The 14,515-nt window shown below is 63.1% G+C and carries 14 protein-coding genes; 8 read left to right on the top strand and 6 right to left on the bottom strand.

Annotated features, from left to right (window positions below; genetic code table 11):
• Positions 1-9: 9 nt before the first annotated feature.
• The 3 genes from dapA to RY1_RS09520 form a co-directional block, all read right to left on the bottom strand.
• Complete coding sequence (gene dapA, locus RY1_RS09530) at positions 10-888, bottom strand: 4-hydroxy-tetrahydrodipicolinate synthase (protein WP_072803417.1); 879 nt, start codon at positions 886-888, stop codon at positions 10-12.
• 65 nt (positions 889-953) lie between these two features.
• Positions 954-2,375: a fatty acid desaturase family protein gene (locus RY1_RS09525; protein WP_072803285.1), complete on the bottom strand. Its 1,422-nt coding sequence runs from the start codon at positions 2,373-2,375 to the stop codon at positions 954-956.
• A 28-nt stretch (positions 2,376-2,403) separates the two neighbouring features.
• A complete protein-coding gene (locus RY1_RS09520) occupies positions 2,404-3,501 on the bottom strand; it encodes a ferredoxin reductase (protein WP_245819573.1) in 1,098 nt (365 codons plus the stop codon).
• 163 nt (positions 3,502-3,664) lie between these two features.
• Here RY1_RS09520 and RY1_RS09515 point away from each other — a divergent pair, with 163 nt between their 5' ends.
• Together RY1_RS09515 and RY1_RS09510 are read left to right on the top strand one after the other, a co-directional pair.
• Positions 3,665-5,089 carry an MFS transporter gene (locus RY1_RS09515; protein WP_072803283.1) on the top strand — a complete coding sequence of 475 codons (1,425 nt, stop codon included), beginning with the start codon at positions 3,665-3,667 and terminating at the stop codon, positions 5,087-5,089.
• Positions 5,086-5,487: a MarR family winged helix-turn-helix transcriptional regulator gene (locus tag RY1_RS09510; RefSeq protein WP_072803282.1), complete on the top strand. Its 402-nt coding sequence runs from the start codon at positions 5,086-5,088 to the stop codon at positions 5,485-5,487. Before RY1_RS09515 ends, RY1_RS09510 begins: the two co-directional genes overlap by 4 nt.
• A 36-nt stretch (positions 5,488-5,523) precedes the next feature.
• Here the strand turns inward: RY1_RS09510 and RY1_RS09505 are convergent, their stop codons facing one another.
• Positions 5,524-6,123: a TetR/AcrR family transcriptional regulator gene (locus RY1_RS09505; RefSeq protein WP_072803281.1), complete on the bottom strand. Its 600-nt coding sequence runs from the start codon at positions 6,121-6,123 to the stop codon at positions 5,524-5,526.
• Between the two features lie 209 nt (positions 6,124-6,332).
• Here RY1_RS09505 and RY1_RS09500 point away from each other — a divergent pair, with 209 nt between their 5' ends.
• The 3 genes from RY1_RS09500 to RY1_RS09490 all read left to right on the top strand — a co-directional run bounded on the left by RY1_RS09500 (position 6,333) and on the right by RY1_RS09490 (position 9,175).
• Positions 6,333-7,547: a cytochrome P450 gene (locus RY1_RS09500; protein WP_072803280.1), complete on the top strand. Its 1,215-nt coding sequence runs from the start codon at positions 6,333-6,335 to the stop codon at positions 7,545-7,547.
• A gap of 85 nt (positions 7,548-7,632) precedes the next feature.
• Positions 7,633-7,845 carry a ferredoxin gene (locus RY1_RS09495; protein WP_072803279.1) on the top strand — a complete coding sequence of 71 codons (213 nt, stop codon included), beginning with the start codon at positions 7,633-7,635 and terminating at the stop codon, positions 7,843-7,845.
• 172 nt (positions 7,846-8,017) lie between these two features.
• A complete protein-coding gene (locus tag RY1_RS09490) occupies positions 8,018-9,175 on the top strand; it encodes an oxygenase MpaB family protein (RefSeq protein ID WP_072803278.1) in 1,158 nt (385 codons plus the stop codon).
• Between the two features lie 85 nt (positions 9,176-9,260).
• On the opposite strand, the gene RY1_RS09485 is transcribed toward RY1_RS09490, so the two are convergent.
• Complete coding sequence (locus tag RY1_RS09485) at positions 9,261-9,965, bottom strand: TetR/AcrR family transcriptional regulator C-terminal domain-containing protein (RefSeq protein WP_072803277.1); 705 nt, start codon at positions 9,963-9,965, stop codon at positions 9,261-9,263.
• 116 nt (positions 9,966-10,081) lie between these two features.
• On the opposite strand from RY1_RS09485, the gene RY1_RS09480 reads away from it, so the two are divergent.
• The 3 genes from RY1_RS09480 to RY1_RS09470 all read left to right on the top strand — a co-directional run bounded on the left by RY1_RS09480 (position 10,082) and on the right by RY1_RS09470 (position 13,825).
• Positions 10,082-11,191: an oxygenase MpaB family protein gene (locus RY1_RS09480; RefSeq protein ID WP_072803276.1), complete on the top strand. Its 1,110-nt coding sequence runs from the start codon at positions 10,082-10,084 to the stop codon at positions 11,189-11,191.
• A 106-nt stretch (positions 11,192-11,297) separates the two neighbouring features.
• Complete coding sequence (locus tag RY1_RS09475) at positions 11,298-12,731, top strand: aldehyde dehydrogenase family protein (protein ID WP_072803275.1); 1,434 nt, start codon at positions 11,298-11,300, stop codon at positions 12,729-12,731.
• The gene (locus RY1_RS09470) at positions 12,728-13,825 is read left to right on the top strand and encodes an NAD(P)-dependent alcohol dehydrogenase (RefSeq protein WP_072803274.1); all 1,098 of its coding nucleotides are present in this window, start codon (positions 12,728-12,730) and stop codon (positions 13,823-13,825) included. Before RY1_RS09475 ends, RY1_RS09470 begins: the two co-directional genes overlap by 4 nt.
• A gap of 24 nt (positions 13,826-13,849) precedes the next feature.
• On the opposite strand, the gene RY1_RS09465 is transcribed toward RY1_RS09470, so the two are convergent.
• Complete coding sequence (locus tag RY1_RS09465) at positions 13,850-14,407, bottom strand: TetR/AcrR family transcriptional regulator (protein ID WP_072803273.1); 558 nt, start codon at positions 14,405-14,407, stop codon at positions 13,850-13,852.
• Between the last annotated feature and the right edge of the window lie 108 nt (positions 14,408-14,515).

Raw genomic sequence — 14,515 nt, 5'->3', positions numbered from 1 at the left:
GCGACAGCCTCAGTCCAGCAGGCCGGCGCTCCGCAGAGCGGCACGGACGTCCTCGTGATGCCACTGGTCGAGCGGTACCAGTGGCAGCCGGATGCCACCGGGCATCAGACCCATTTCGGCGAGCGCCCACTTCACCGGAATTGGGTTGGGCTCCGCGAACAGTGCACTGTGCAGACCGACAAGAGCGGCGTCGATCTCCGATGCCGACTCGGCGTCGCCGGCCAGCGCGGCCGCACACATGCGCGCCATCTCTCGCGGCGCGACATTGGCGGTCACGGATATGTTTCCGTGGAAACCCGCCAACATGCTGGCACGAGCGGTGCCGTCATCGCCGGAGTAGAGGGCAAAATCCTCCAGTCCCAGCGCCACCAGGTCGCGGACGCGATCGAGGTCGCCTGCTGCTTCCTTCAGTCCCACGATGTTCGGGACCTCTGCCAGGCGGGCGACCGTCGACGGCAGCATGTCGCATCCCGTACGCGAGGGAACGTTGTACAGGTACTGAGGGATGTCCACGGCCTCCGCGACAGCACGGAAGTGCTGGTACAGACCCTCCTGTGGAGGCTTGACGTAGTACGGCGTCACCAGCAGGGCGCCGTTGGCACCCGCCGCGTGCGCGGACTTCGTCAAGTGGATCGCTTCGCTCGTCGAGTTGGCGCCGGTCCCTGCGATGACCGGAACCCGGCCTGCGACCACATCGATCGTGCGACGAATGACGTCGGTGTGTTCGGCCACCGACAGAGTGGACGCCTCCCCGCTGGTCCCGACCGATACGATCGCCGACGTTCCCGCGGACACCTGGCGCTCCACCAGCACTTCGAGCGCCTTGTGGTCGATCTCGCCGGTCTCCGTCATGGGAGTGACAATTGCAACGATGCTGCCGGTGATCACGCTTCTCACGCCTTCCGTCGGGTGTTGGAACTCCGACGGAATCGTATACGCACCGACGACGGCGTTCAGTCGTCGCCGCGCGGTGGGGGCTCGACGTCCACTCCACCCGAGCTGTGCTCCGGGCCTGCGTCGGGGTGCCCGGCGGGGACCCGACTGCGTGATCGCGCTGCCTCACTGTCGACCGGGCTTTCGGTGAACTTGCGCCGCCACGCTTCCTCCGGCCGGTAGGGCCCCGGCTTCGGACGAGCCTTACCTCCGGGGAATGCCAGACGCGCGATGGTGCGGTGCACCATGCCCCACTGTTGCATCAGCGGTCCACTGTTGTACGGCAACTGGTAACGCTCGCAGATGTCCTTGATCTTCGGCGCCACCTCCGAATACCTGGTACTCGGCATGTCCGGATACAGGTGATGTTCCACCTGGTAGCTCAGATTGCCGCTCATCAGGTGGAACAGCGGACCACCGTCGATGTTGGCGGCTCCGACGAGTTGGCGGACGTACCACCCGCCGCGGGTCTCGTTCTCCACCTCCTCCTGACTGAAGGTGTACGCCTGGTCCGGGAAGTGACCGCAGAAGATGATTCCGTGCGACCACACGTTGCGAATGATGTTCGCGGTGAAATTGGCTGCCAGCGTCGCGAGGAAAGTACTCTCGACACCACTGAACCTGTTGTCCAACAACGACTCCACGCGGCCGCTTCCGAACCGGCCCGACCGACGCAGCCTGGAGGCGATCCTCGACCGCTTCGACTCCCGCAGCCTGCCACCCGACCCCAGCTGCGCCAGCGCGAATGCGCCCGCGCTGATGACGGGCCACCCGACGTAGTCCTTGACGAACTGCCGACGCGCTTTTCCTGCAATGCCTTTCAGATCTCGGAGCACTTCCTTGGCAGGCTTCTCACCACGCCGGATCGACTCGATATCCAGATCGTGCAGTGCCACACCCCATTCGAAGAAGGCCATCAGCAGCACGTTGTAGAACGGTTGTGCGAGGTAGATCGGATGCCACTTCTGATTCGGGTCGATTCGCATGATCTCGTATCCGAGATCCTTGTCCTTACCGCGAATGTTGGTGTAGGTGTGATGGACATAGTTGTGTGAGTGCTTCCACGACTGCGCCGTCGACGCCGTGTCCCAGTCCCATACGGAAGAATGGATCTCCGGGTCGTTCATCCAATCCCACTGGCCGTGCATCACGTTGTGCCCGATCTCCATGTTCTCGAGGATCTTCGCAACCCCCAGGCACGCCGTGCCCGCAATCCATGCGGGTTTGCTGGTCGACCCCAACAGCAACACTCGCCCTGCGACGAGCAACTGACGCTGCGCGGCGATCACCGAGGTGATGTACTTGCGATCCTTCGCCCCCAGACTCGCGTACACCTCGTCGTGGATCGCGTCGAACTCCTTGGCGAGTTCGGCGATGGTGTCGTCACTCAGGTGCGCCAGCGGATTGACCGAGTCGCGCCTGGTCGTGTCGTCGACAGTCATGAATACCTCTTTCGATGGAGTCGAGAAACTACAGTTCGATTTCTATGTCGCCCTCTGCGGTGTGCACGCATACCCGCACTGCCTGCCCGGTCGGCTCGGAGACCTCTCCGTTCCGGAGATCGCGGATCCGGCCCGACTTCAACGTTCCTACGCAGGTGTGACAGATGCCGATCCGACACCCGAACGTCAGGTCGAGACCGGCCTGCTCACCCGCAGCCAGAATGGTGGTCCCACCGTCGCATTCCGCAGTGGTCTCGCTGTCGAGGAATGCAATGGTCCCGCCGGCACCGCTGTCGGAATTGCCACCGATGACGGGTTGAAAACTCTCGTGGTGAAATCTCTCCAGGTCGCCCTGCTCCTTCCAGAACGAACGCAGGTCGTCGAGATGCTCGCCCGGGCCGGAGCAGAAAGCATCACGTTCTCGCCAGTCCGGAACCAGCTCCTCCAGTTCCGCGGCTTTCATCCGGCCGTCGTCACTGGTGATACGGAGCTTCAGGGTGAACCCCTCGTGTTTGGCATCCAGTTCGTCGAGTGCGTCCGCGAACATGAGTTGCTCGCGCGCATGCACCGAATGTACGACCACGACGTCGGTGATCCGATCGTGGTGGTCGAGGCTACGAAGCATGCTGATGATGGGTGTGATGCCGCTTCCAGCGCTGATGAAGACCAATTTGCCGGGAAGCGGGTCCGGTAGCACGAACTCCCCCTCCACTTCGCTGAGGCGCACGATATCGCCAGCCCTGATGGTTCCCACCAGATACGGCGACACCGTGCCCTCGGGAACCAATTTCGGGCTGACGCTGACCAGACCGTCGACCGGGTCGGGATCAGAGGTCAGCGAGTACGCCCGCCAGTGATAGCGACCGTCGATGAGCACACCGAGCCGCACGTACTGCCCCGGCTTGTGCCCGCCCCACTCGAACCCCGGTCTGACGTACACCGAGACCGCCTCCGAGCCCTCGGGCGCAACCCGTTCTACCTGGCCTCTGAGCTCCCGCGTCGTCCACAGGGGATTGATCATCGACAGGTAGTCGTCGGGTCGCAGAGGATTGAACAACAGTCGAACCGCACGCAGCATCGTTCGACGAATCAGGGATACCTGGGGCCTGGCCCCTCGCTCAGCCACGACATCCATGTATCCCGAACTCGCCGAAGTGAAACTCGTTGTAGTCGAATTCGTCGCGGGGAAACTCTTCGTACTGAAACTTGGGAACGCCGAACTTGCCCGAGTGGCACCATCAGTTACATACTCTAGCTAATAATTGTAGTGCTACAAGTATTGGACGAAGATGAGCGAACTGACCACACGGCATCGATATCTCGTGTTGGCGATCTGTTGCATGAGCCTGTTCCTCGTGAGCATCGACAACACCATCGTCAATGTCGCACTTCCCTCGATCCGCACCGACCTGAACGCGTCGGTCTCCGGACTTCAGTGGATCATCGACGCCTACACCCTCGTGCTGGCCTCCCTGTTGATGCTCGGCGGATCGAGCGCGGATCGATTCGGCCGAAAGCGTTTCTTCATGATCGGCACCGCCACGTTCGTCGCCGGTTCACTGCTGTGCAGCGTCGCGCCCTCGCTCGGATGGCTCGTCGCGTTCCGCATGGTGCAGGCCGTCGGCGGATCGATGATGAACCCCGTTGCGATGTCGATCATCACCAACACCTTCACGGACCCGAAGGAGCGGGCGGGCGCCATCGGTGTCTGGGGCGGCGTCGTCGGAATCTCGATGGCGGGCGGCCCTTTGATCGGCGGAGCACTCGTGACCTCCGCCGGATGGCAGTCGATCTTCTGGGTGAACGTCCCGCTCGGGCTGGCGGCGCTGTATGCGACGTGGAGATTCGTGCCCGAGTCCAAGGCAGCCCACGCACGCAGATTCGATCCCGTCGGGCAAGTCCTGATGATCGCCTTGCTCGCGAGCGTGGTCTTCACCATCATCGAAGCACCGACCGAGGGATGGTCGTCGCCGACGATCCTTGCATCGGGTTTCGTTGCCGTGGTGTCACTGCTTGCGTTCCTGTTCGTCGAATCGCGACAGACGGAACCTCTCGTGGATCTCGGCTTCTTTCGGTCCGTTCCGTTCTCCGGCGCCACGATCATCGCCGTCTGTTCCTTCGCCTCACTCGGCGGTTTCCTGTTCCTCAATACCTTGTATCTGCAGGACGTACGCGGATATTCACCGCTGCACGCCGGGCTGTACACCCTGCCCATGGCATTGATGACGCTGGTGCTGGCTCCGATCTCGGGACGGCTCACCGGATCTCGTGGACCGCGGACGTCGTTGGTGGTGGCCGGAATCGGTTTCGTCGTGTCCGGGGCGATGCTGACACGACTCGGAGCGGATACCTCGTTCGCATGGCTTGCGTTGCCGTACATCATCTTCGGGATCGGCTTCGGGATGGTGAATGCGCCGATCACGAACACCGCCGTATCCGGTATGCCGCGTAGCCAAGCCGGTGTGGCCTCTGCGGTCGCCTCGACGAGTCGCCAGATCGGCCAGACGCTCGGCGTCGCCGTGGTGGGCTCGATCGTCACCGCAGGCCTGACCGGCAGCTTCGCGGACGGATTCGTCGACGCGGCCCGTCCCGCGTGGTTCGTCATGATGGGCGCCGGCGGCGTGGTGCTGTTGTTGGCGCTGGTGACGACGGGCGAATGGGCGAAGGGCACGGCACGGCGCGTCGCCGACCGTGCGCCGGTGACGGTGTCATGAGCGCCGAGGAACTCTGGCGCGATCTGCGGACCCTGATGTTCGACAGATCCGACCCTCACGGCGCTGTCGTCGCAGCGACCGGAATCAGCTTCTTCCGATGTAAATTGCTCCGCCGTCTGCAATCCGGGCCGATGTCGGCAGGTACCCTCGCGCAGATCATCGGGTCGGATCCGCCGTACGTCTCGATCACCTTGCGCGAGTTGGAGTCTCGCGGGTTACTGATACGGACCGAGGACCCCCTGGATCGCCGGCGACGACTCGTCGAACTGACCGAGCAGGGCCGCGACATTGCCGCTCGTGCCGACCGCGCTCTCGCCACACCGCCGCAGGCATTCCTGAAGCTGTCGCACACCGACCTGGCCGACTTGGAACGCGTACTTGCAACACTGCTGGAATGAGCGGACTCGTCCGCGCGCCGGGGCCTCGCAGCCGGTTCAGGGGCGCGGCGATCCATCCGCGACCAACAGGGCGCACATTCGGTCGACGTACTCGTGCAGGGTCGCATCGTCGGCGTCCACCAACGCGTGCGTGCCGATCTTCTCCCGCATGACCGCCACTCCGATCCCGACGGCTACCAGCAGCTCGGCTCGCAGCGCCGAATCCGGCTCGTCGAGCCTGGCCGAGACGGACTCGGTGAGAGCCTCGATTCTCTGGCGAATGACCGGCCTCAACGCGTCGTTGTGCGCCGACGTCGCCAGCGTCGACAAACTACTGACGCTTCCGTCGTCTGCAGTGGTGGCCTGCAATATCCCCCTCAGCAGTGCGCCCGGTATCTCGCTCGAGTCCACCGCGGCGATGGTGTCGAGCAGTTCGGCACTACCGCTCCCCAGCGCCTCGACGATCAGCTTCTCTCTCGATCCGAAGTATCGGTAGACGAGCGCCTGGTTGACGCCGGCCACCAATGCCACTTCGCGCGTGCTGGTGTTGTCGATGCCGCGGCGGCCTATCAGTGACCGCGCCGCAGTCAGCAGCGCCGCTCGTGTGGCAACCGCGTCGCGACGCCGGGGTTCGCCGGTCGGTAGCACCTTCTCCATGTGGTCGTCGAATCTCCGTTTTCAGCGAATACGTCCGGTTTGTCCGCCGAGTCTAACCAATGGACCCGGACTTGCCGGTGGCATCGACATTTACAAGTAGTCAGGCGTTGACATATCTCCGCAAACGCCTAACGTGTAAGTCGTCAACTGATTACAAACGCGCTCATTCGCGCAGCGGCGAACAGACGACAGCAACGAGGAGAAGTCACTTGAGTCAGGATCAAGCACTGAAATATCCCTTGGACTACCAGGGAGCCCTCGACGCACCGGAGGAATGGGAACGGCTGCGGCAGCAGTGCCCCGTGGCCAGGGTGGAACTGCCGAGCGGCGACGAGGCGGTACTTCTCACCAAGCACGAGCACGTGAAGCAGCTGATGTCGGATCCGCGCTTCACCAGACCCGGCGTCGAAGACCATTCGGCCCGGCTCACTGCCGGCGACACCGCGGGCACCATCGCGACCGGCGGGTCGCTGATGTCCATCTCGGGTGAGGGTGAAGGCCACTCGCTGTGGCGTCGTCGCGTAGGAAAATGGTTCACCGCCAAGCGCATGACCGCGCTGCGTCCGTCGATGACGGAAATGGCGGAGAGATTGGTGGATCAGATGATCGAAGGCGGCCAACCGGCCGACCTTGCCGCCTCCCTCGGATTTCCCCTTCCGGTGTTCGTGATCTGCGAGATGCTCGGAGTACCCGCCGAAGATCGACACCGATTCTCGCGCTGGTCCGACGCCATGCTGAGTATCTCGCGATACTCCGCGGAAGAGTCCGAAGCCGCACAGACCGAGTTCTTCGAGTACATGTCCAGCCACGTCGATTCCAAGCGAGCCGAACCGGCCGACGATCTTCTGAGCATGCTGATCGCCGACAGCGAAGCGGACGACGAGGGACTGACCAACGAACAACTCGTCTCCACCGGAGTCGGTCTGCTTCTCGCTGGCCACGAGACCACCGCTCGGATGATCAGCAAGATGGTCGCGATACTCCTCGCGGACCGGTCGCACTGGGAGCAACTGCTGGCGGATCCGGCGCTCGTCAGGACTGCCGTCGAGGAAGCACTCCGACTGGATGTGAACCTCGGATTCGGACTACGGCGCTACGTCAGCGAAGACATCGAACTCGGCAGCACCGTAGTACCCAAGGGCACCACGGTCATCTGCAGTCAGTCTTCGGCCAATCGCGACGGGGACATCTTCGAGAACGCCGACGGCATGAACCTCGGGCGGAGCCCCAATCCCCACCTCGTGTTCGGGGCCGGACCGCACTCCTGCCTCGGTCAGGCATTGGCGCGCACGGAGCTTCAAGTCGTGCTGACCGTGCTACTCGACAAGCTCCCCACCCTGAGGCTGGCAATCGAAACCTCCGATCTCGAACGAGTGGAGGGGCTTCTGGTCGGCGGTCTCCGCGAGCTTCCCGTCGCATGGTGAGCACACGACAGCAGGGCTCCACATCACAGGGCACCACATCACAGGGCACCACACCACAGGGCACCGCACGAGAAAGGACTACCCGATGAAAGTCATCGCCGACGAACACAAATGCTGCGGCGCGGGACAGTGCGTCATGGTCGCACCGGACGTGTTCGACCAACGAGACGAGGACGGCATCGTCGTCGTGCTGGAATCCGAACCCGTCGACTCACAGCACGTTTCGACCCGCGAGGCGGCGAGCATGTGCCCGACCGCGGCCATCACTGTCGTCGACGACGAACCGCGCACGCACTAGCTGCGTCGCGGTGGTGCCGGTCGCACTCACTCCCGAACGGCCGGCACCGCCGATCCCCCGAAACGAGTTGCAGTTTTCATCGCTTCATTCCTTGACGGCCGAGGACGGGCCCGCCTACTGTCGACCCCAGCAATCCCCGATCGGGAATTAAGGCACATCGAAAGGATGCACCGTGGCCACTGTCACCAATGGCGACAAAGTTTCGGGCGACAAGGAACCGGGCGGCAACGAACCCGCAGCCAAGAAGCCTGTCGAGGTCGTCCTCACCAAGGAACGACTGCTCGGCAAGGAAAGCCGGTGGAGGCGATTCGGCGAGCCGGTGCCTGCCGGCGGCTCGCTCAACGAGGACGGCACTCCGGACTACGGTCTGTTCGGGCCCGGAAGTGTGGTGTGGGAGGTCCTGCTCCATCCAGCCACGATCGTTTTCCACAATTCCGTCCAAGCGTTCATGCAGACCAAGTACAAGCCGATTCATGCCGGAATTCGTGACCGCGATCCGATCGTGCGCAAAGGTCGCGCCGGTACGTTGACCTTCTTCGACTCGTTCGAAAGATTGCAGCGAAATGCGGGCATGCATGCTCCGATGTGGCTCGGGGACACAGCAACCGCGAAGTTGATGGCAAAGCATCTGCACAACATTCACAAACGTGTGGCAGGCGATGTCATCGACGTCGGCGAGCCGGAACTCGGTGGTTACGCCGCCAGCGAGCCCAGGGATGCCATGTGGGCGGCGCTCACCGAAATGCATCCGATGTTGAGGGTGTACGAGGCATTCGCTTTCCGCGGCGGCAAGCTGCCACGCCGACTTCCCGCCGAAACTCGGGATCAGTTCATGCTCGAATCGAGTGCGTACGTCCGGCTTCACGGCGTTCCCGTGGACGACGAGATTCCCACGACGATGGCGGAACTCGCCGCGCTGTACGAGAAGTACGACGAATTGTTCGGCGACACCGAGACGATGAACATCTCGCCCGACGCCGGCGACGACTATCAGAAGATGATGGCGAAAGTGATGATCGAGAACTTTCACATCTCACAGGTACGCGCAATCGGGCCACTGATGATTCAAGCAGTGCTCTTTCAACTGCCGACCTCGGGTCTGCTGTCGCGCAAAGTGCGTCAGAGCATCGGCCAGAGCGCACTCAAGCAGAAGATCGCGGTGCTGTCGTCGAAGCTCGTGCTCCCCATCGTTTTCCTGATGCAGCAACCCCCCATCGAGCGTTACTTCATGCGCCTGATGTGGGGTCCGGACGGGGTCCACTTGATCGAGTCCGCTCGCGCACTGCACAAGCAGGCACTTGCCGATCGCTCCGCCGCTACGGCAGCCTGAATTCGAGCAGTAGGCACCGAGTAACAGCAGACACCGGAACTGCTCCGCGGGTCATGTCCGCGAAGCAGTTCCGGTGTTGCTGCAGTTACGCTTCGGCGTCGTCGAGTTCGGCGTTGTCGAGTGTGGATTCGAGCCCGCGGATGAACATCTCTATGCCGAGCTGGAGCTGGCTCGAATCATAGGTATCGATGCCGGCCGACGTCATCCGTGCGAGGTTCGGAAATCGAGCGGAGTCGCTCTCGGCGATGGCAGTACGCACCAGCACGCTTCGGCGACTCTCGGCACGGACCGCCGCGAAATGCACATCCCTCGCGTAGGCCATGCAGATGTTGGTCAGCAGGACCAGATGCCTGAGCGCTGCCTCGTCGTCCAGGCCTGCCCCGAGGAGCTTGGAGACGACGGCCTCCGACGACTCGATGTAGGTCGCCGCGCGTGACTCGTCCAGGCGAAGCCGACCGGCGAGCGGTCCGGCAGCGACGATGCTCTCCACCAGACCTGCGGCATAGGTTCGGCACGCCGATTGCCACGTGGCATCGGCGTCGATACGGACGGTGACGAAATGTTCGAGGAACGCTTCCCGAGCGACCAACGCCAGCAGTGTGTCTCGATCGGTGACGTGATGGTTGACCGATTTTCGGTCCACCCCGAGTCGATCGGCCACTGCTTGCATCGTCAGATCAGCGGGGCTCAACGAACGCGCGGCCTCGATGATCAGGTCGAGGTCGATCCCTGCGCGTCGTCCGCGTGTTCGTGGTGCTGCGGATGGGATGCGCGGTTCGACTGACGGCATGTGTAGCCCTTCTCCGCACCGGCTACCGGTGCGGGCTTGACGATTCACCTTCGGTGAGCTTAACGTCACATCATAATAATTCCCGGTCGGGAATTGATTCAACTAGGGAGTAAGCGATGTGCGCAGCCCCACAAACACTGCGAGACCCGCGTCCGGGCGAAGAGGTCACCAAGGAGCATCTGCTCGGCACCGAGCGGCGCTGGCGGCGCTTCGGGCAACCGGTTCCTGCGGGCGGGTCACTCAAGGAGGACGGAACTCCTGATTACGGGATTTTCGGACCCGGCAGCGTCGTGTGGGATGTCCTGCTGCACCCAGCCATCATCACATTTCACCATGCAGGTCAGGCTCAGATGCAAGACATCTACAAGCCGATCGTCGCGGGTGTGCGGGACTGGGAGCCGATCAGCCGCAAGGGTCGCGCAGGCACGCTCACGATCTTCGACGCGTTCGAGCGAGCATCACGCGGAGCGGGGATGCACCTACCGCTATGGCTCGGCGACACCGCCACAGCCGAGCGCATGGCCAAGCACTTGCACAAGATCCACACGAAGGTCGCCGGTGACATCATCGACGTGGGCCATCCCGAGCTCGGAGGCTACGCGGCCGCGGGACCACGCGAATCCCTGTGGGCTGCCCTGACGGAGATGCACCCGATGCTGAGGGTGTACGAGGCATTCGCTTTCCGCGGCTTCCGTCTGCCGAAACGGCTTCCTCCTGAGACGCGCGATCAGTTCATGGCCGAGACGGCCGCGTACTGCCGGCTGCACGGCGCGGACGAGAACGAGATCCCGAAGACGATGGCGGAACTGTCCGCGCTGTACACCAAATACGAAGACCTCTTCACCCACAGCGACACCATCGCCATCCACCCGGAGACGGGCGAGGACTATCGAAAAGTCAATGGGAAAGCCATCGCAGGCAACACCATTCCCTCGCACAAGCTGCCGCGTAAGCCGCTCATGTTTCTCTACGGAAAACTCGGGGTTGCCGTCACCGGCGCTTTGCCCGCCAAGGCACAGGTGGAGTTGAACAAGACCCCGGAGCAGATCGAGGCGGCGCGGCGCGCACGTACGCGAATTCTTCCGCTCGCCTGGATTCTCCAGCGCGGACCCGTCGAGCGCTACTTCATGAGATTGATGTGGGGACCCGACGGGGTCGACCTGATCACCTCGGCACGAAAGTTGCACAAGAAGGCATTGAAAGAGAAGGCCAGGGCACGCCGCTAGCCGCGTTCAGCGTTCGGTCTCCCGGGCCGCAACGAGCCACAGATCACCGCCCGCACTCACACCGCCCACATCTCACACCGCCCGGATCAGAATTCGAAGGAGAAAGATGTCGATCGACAGCGCCAAAGCTCAACAGGAGCGGATCAGTCCCACGCAACACGCCCAGGCGGTGCGCGAAGCATTCTCGGCTGGTGTGACTCGGCCGTTGGAGTGGCGGCGCGAACAGCTACATGCGCTGGACCGCCTACTCGCCGAGAACGGACCGGCGATCGAGCAGGCCGTGCACGCCGACCTCGGCAAGCCGCTGCTGGAGGCGTTCCTCACCGAAATACGCTCGGTGCGAACCGAAATCGCCGAGACGATCAAGCATCTCTCACGCTGGACGCGACCGCGATCGGTCAAGGTGCCGTTCGCGTTGAAGCCCGGGTCGGGGCAGATCGTCCGGGAGCCGCTGGGAACAGTGCTGGTCATTGCACCGTGGAACTATCCCGTCCACCTTCTCTTCATGCCTGTCGTCGCGGCCATCGCCGCGGGCAATGCTGTGGTGATGAAGCCGAGCGAGGTGGCACCGGCAACTGCCGCCCTGGCCGAAGAGCTCGTGCCGAAATACCTCGACAACCGTGCGATTCGCGTCGTCACCGGCGCGGTCGAGGAGACCACCGAACTGCTCGAATTGCCATGGGATCACATCTTCTACACCGGAAACGGTGCGGTCGGACGGATCGTCATGGCCGCAGCGAGCAAGCACCTGACACCCGTCACGCTCGAACTGGGCGGCAAGTCACCGGTCTGGGTCGACAGCTCCGCTGACGTCGACGCTACCGCGCACTGGCTCGCGTGGGGCAAGTTCCTCAACGCCGGACAGACCTGTGTCGCACCGGACTACGTGCTCACGACCGCAGACGTGGCACCTCGGCTCGTCGAGGCACTTCGCCGCGAGATCGAGGCTCTGTACGGAGCCGATCCGAAGGTCTCCCGCGACTTCGGACGTGTGGTGAACACCCGGCACCTCGATCGCCTCACTGCGCTGTTGCCGCAGTCGGGTACCGCCGCTATCGGTGGTCAGTTCGATCGTGACGATCGATACCTGGCCCCGACCGTGCTCGCCGATGCGAGCCTGTCCGACCCCGTCATGCAGGACGAGATATTCGGGCCCATCCTGCCGATCATCACCGTCAGCGGCCATGACGAGGCCATCCGCATCATCAACGATCGCGACAAGCCGCTCGCCCTCTACATTTTCGCCAAGTCGCGGGACGTGCAGGAGGCGTTCGTCGAGCGCACCTCGTCCGGTGGCGTCGGCATCAATGCCCCGATGCTGCAGCTGGGCGTGTCATCCCTTCCCTTCGGCGGAGTCGGCGGCAGCGGAATGGGCGCCTATCACGGCGAGCACGGTATTCGAACCTTCAGCCACGAACGAGCCGTTCTGGTGAAGAAGGGGCGGTCCAGGCTCATGGTGCTGGGTCAGCCGCCGTTCACGGCCCGCAAGGAACGTCTCCTGCGCGGACGCGCCCCGAAGAAGGACGGCTCGAACTCGTGACCACCACGACAACGGCGGCGATACTGCGCGAGCCCGAGGGCAAATTCTCGATCGAACCCGTCGAACTCGCCGACCTCGGGCCGAAGGAAGTCCTGGTCCGAATCGTCGGCGCAGGCTTCTGCCACACCGACATGATGCCCCGCGGGTTGGCTCAGTGGGTGCTCCCGGCGATTCTCGGACACGAGGGGTCGGGAATCGTCGAGGGGATCGGATCCGAGGTCGACGGTGTGCGCGTGGGTGATTCGGTGGTACTGACGTTCGCATCGTGCGGTGTGTGTCCGCAGTGTGTGACCGCGCATCCTGCGTACTGCGTCGACTTCCTCGGTTTGAACATGAGCGCCAAGAAGCCCGACGGCACCACATCGGCCAACGACGCGCAAGGCGCGCCTGTGGCGAATCGATGGTTCGGCCAGTCGTCGTTCGCTCACCACGCCATCGTCGGCGAACGCGGTGTCGTCGTCGTGGACTCCGACCTGCCTCTCGAGACTCTCGGACCACTGGGCTGCGGCATCATGACGGGCGCAGGAGCAGTACTCAATGTCATGGATGTCAAACCCGGGCAATCGATTGTCGTGTTCGGTGCAGGCGCTGTCGGTCTGGCCGCGGTCATGGCTGCCAAGGTCGCAGGCGCTACCGATATCGTCGCCGTCGACCTGCACGAGAGCAGGCTGGACCTCGCGCGCGAACTCGGTGCGACCCGTGTGGTCTCTGCCGCGCAGGACGATCTCCGCGAGGCCATCGTCGCGGGCGGGATCGGCATGGACCATGCGCTCGACACGACGGGCGTCGCAAGCGTCATGAACCTCGCTGTCACCACCCTCGCCTACGGCGGCGGGCTGATACTCGTCGGCGCCAGCATCGATCAGGTCACCGTGCACCCGACGCAGCTGAGCGGTAGACGGGTGACGTACGTGTTCGAAGGGGACGCCGATCCCAAGACCTTCGTTCCGTACCTGATCACTCTGTGGCGCGACGGCCGCTTCCCGTTCGATCGTCTGGTGAAGACCTACCCCTTCGACCAGATCGATGTCGCCGAAGCCGATTCCAAGTCCGGAATCGCAGTCAAGCCGGTTCTGCTGCTTCCCACGAGCTGAACCCACACTCGCGGCGCCCCGACGTCATCCGTCGATCAGCGACTGCATCGATCGGCCGTAGATCGCGACGATCGATGCAGTCGGCGCCTCGAGCAGTACCTCGTCCTCGATGAGAAACAGAGCAGTCAGCAGCCCGTTGAGCTGAGCGGCCACCAACCGCGCCCGCAGCTGAGCATCTCCGCCGGCGAGCTGTGGAACGAGTCGTGCCACGACCAGTTCCTCGAGTGTTTCGCGGAAGTATTCCTTGACTCTCGGCCGATCCGAGGCCCGAATCAGAGCAGCGAACACGCCACGTCTGCGTGTTCCCGGCTCGTCTCGCATGTAGGTGACCATGAGATCGACCAGGCGCTCACCGAGCCCGTCGACGTCACCACTGAGCGTCTCCAGAACCATCGGCGGCAACGTCATCGCCTTCAGGAACAAACTCTCCTTCGATCCGAAGTAGCGAATCACCAGTGCCGGATCCACCGATGCCGCAGCTGCGATCTCTCGGACACCGGTTGCTGCGAAGCCCTGTTCACTGAACAGTTCGGCCGCCACCCGGAGGACCTCCGCTTTACGTTCCTGCGTGCTCACGCGCATGGATGACGATCCTCCTAGCTCGGACAAATCTCTCGAACCTTCCTTTTCGGACTGTGACGCATCGGACGTCAACACTGTTGACACAATGGTCGTCAACAGCGTTGACTA

Origin of the sequence: Rhodococcus yunnanensis NBRC 103083 (assembly GCF_001895005.1) — a bacterium.
Taxonomy (GTDB): Bacteria; Actinomycetota; Actinomycetes; order Mycobacteriales; family Mycobacteriaceae; genus Rhodococcoides; species Rhodococcoides yunnanense.
Note: the sequence above shows the minus strand (reverse complement) of the source record. Positions and strands in the feature narration are given on the sequence as shown.

What these genes read in the sequence shown, in the direction of transcription:
- RY1_RS09480 (WP_072803276.1), top strand. Translation starts at nt 10,082, where the DNA reads ATGTGCGCAGCCCCACAAACACTGCGAGACCCGCGTCCGGGCGAAGAG.
- RY1_RS09510 (WP_072803282.1), top strand. Translation starts at nt 5,086, where the DNA reads ATGAGCGCCGAGGAACTCTGGCGCGATCTGCGGACCCTGATGTTCGAC.
- RY1_RS09495 (WP_072803279.1), top strand. Translation starts at nt 7,633, where the DNA reads ATGAAAGTCATCGCCGACGAACACAAATGCTGCGGCGCGGGACAGTGC.
- RY1_RS09485 (WP_072803277.1), bottom strand. Translation starts at nt 9,965, where the DNA reads ATGCCGTCAGTCGAACCGCGCATCCCATCCGCAGCACCACGAACACGC.
- RY1_RS09465 (WP_072803273.1), bottom strand. Translation starts at nt 14,407, where the DNA reads ATGCGCGTGAGCACGCAGGAACGTAAAGCGGAGGTCCTCCGGGTGGCG.
- RY1_RS09515 (WP_072803283.1), top strand. Translation starts at nt 3,665, where the DNA reads ATGAGCGAACTGACCACACGGCATCGATATCTCGTGTTGGCGATCTGT.
- RY1_RS09475 (WP_072803275.1), top strand. Translation starts at nt 11,298, where the DNA reads ATGTCGATCGACAGCGCCAAAGCTCAACAGGAGCGGATCAGTCCCACG.
- RY1_RS09505 (WP_072803281.1), bottom strand. Translation starts at nt 6,123, where the DNA reads ATGGAGAAGGTGCTACCGACCGGCGAACCCCGGCGTCGCGACGCGGTT.
- RY1_RS09525 (WP_072803285.1), bottom strand. Translation starts at nt 2,375, where the DNA reads ATGACTGTCGACGACACGACCAGGCGCGACTCGGTCAATCCGCTGGCG.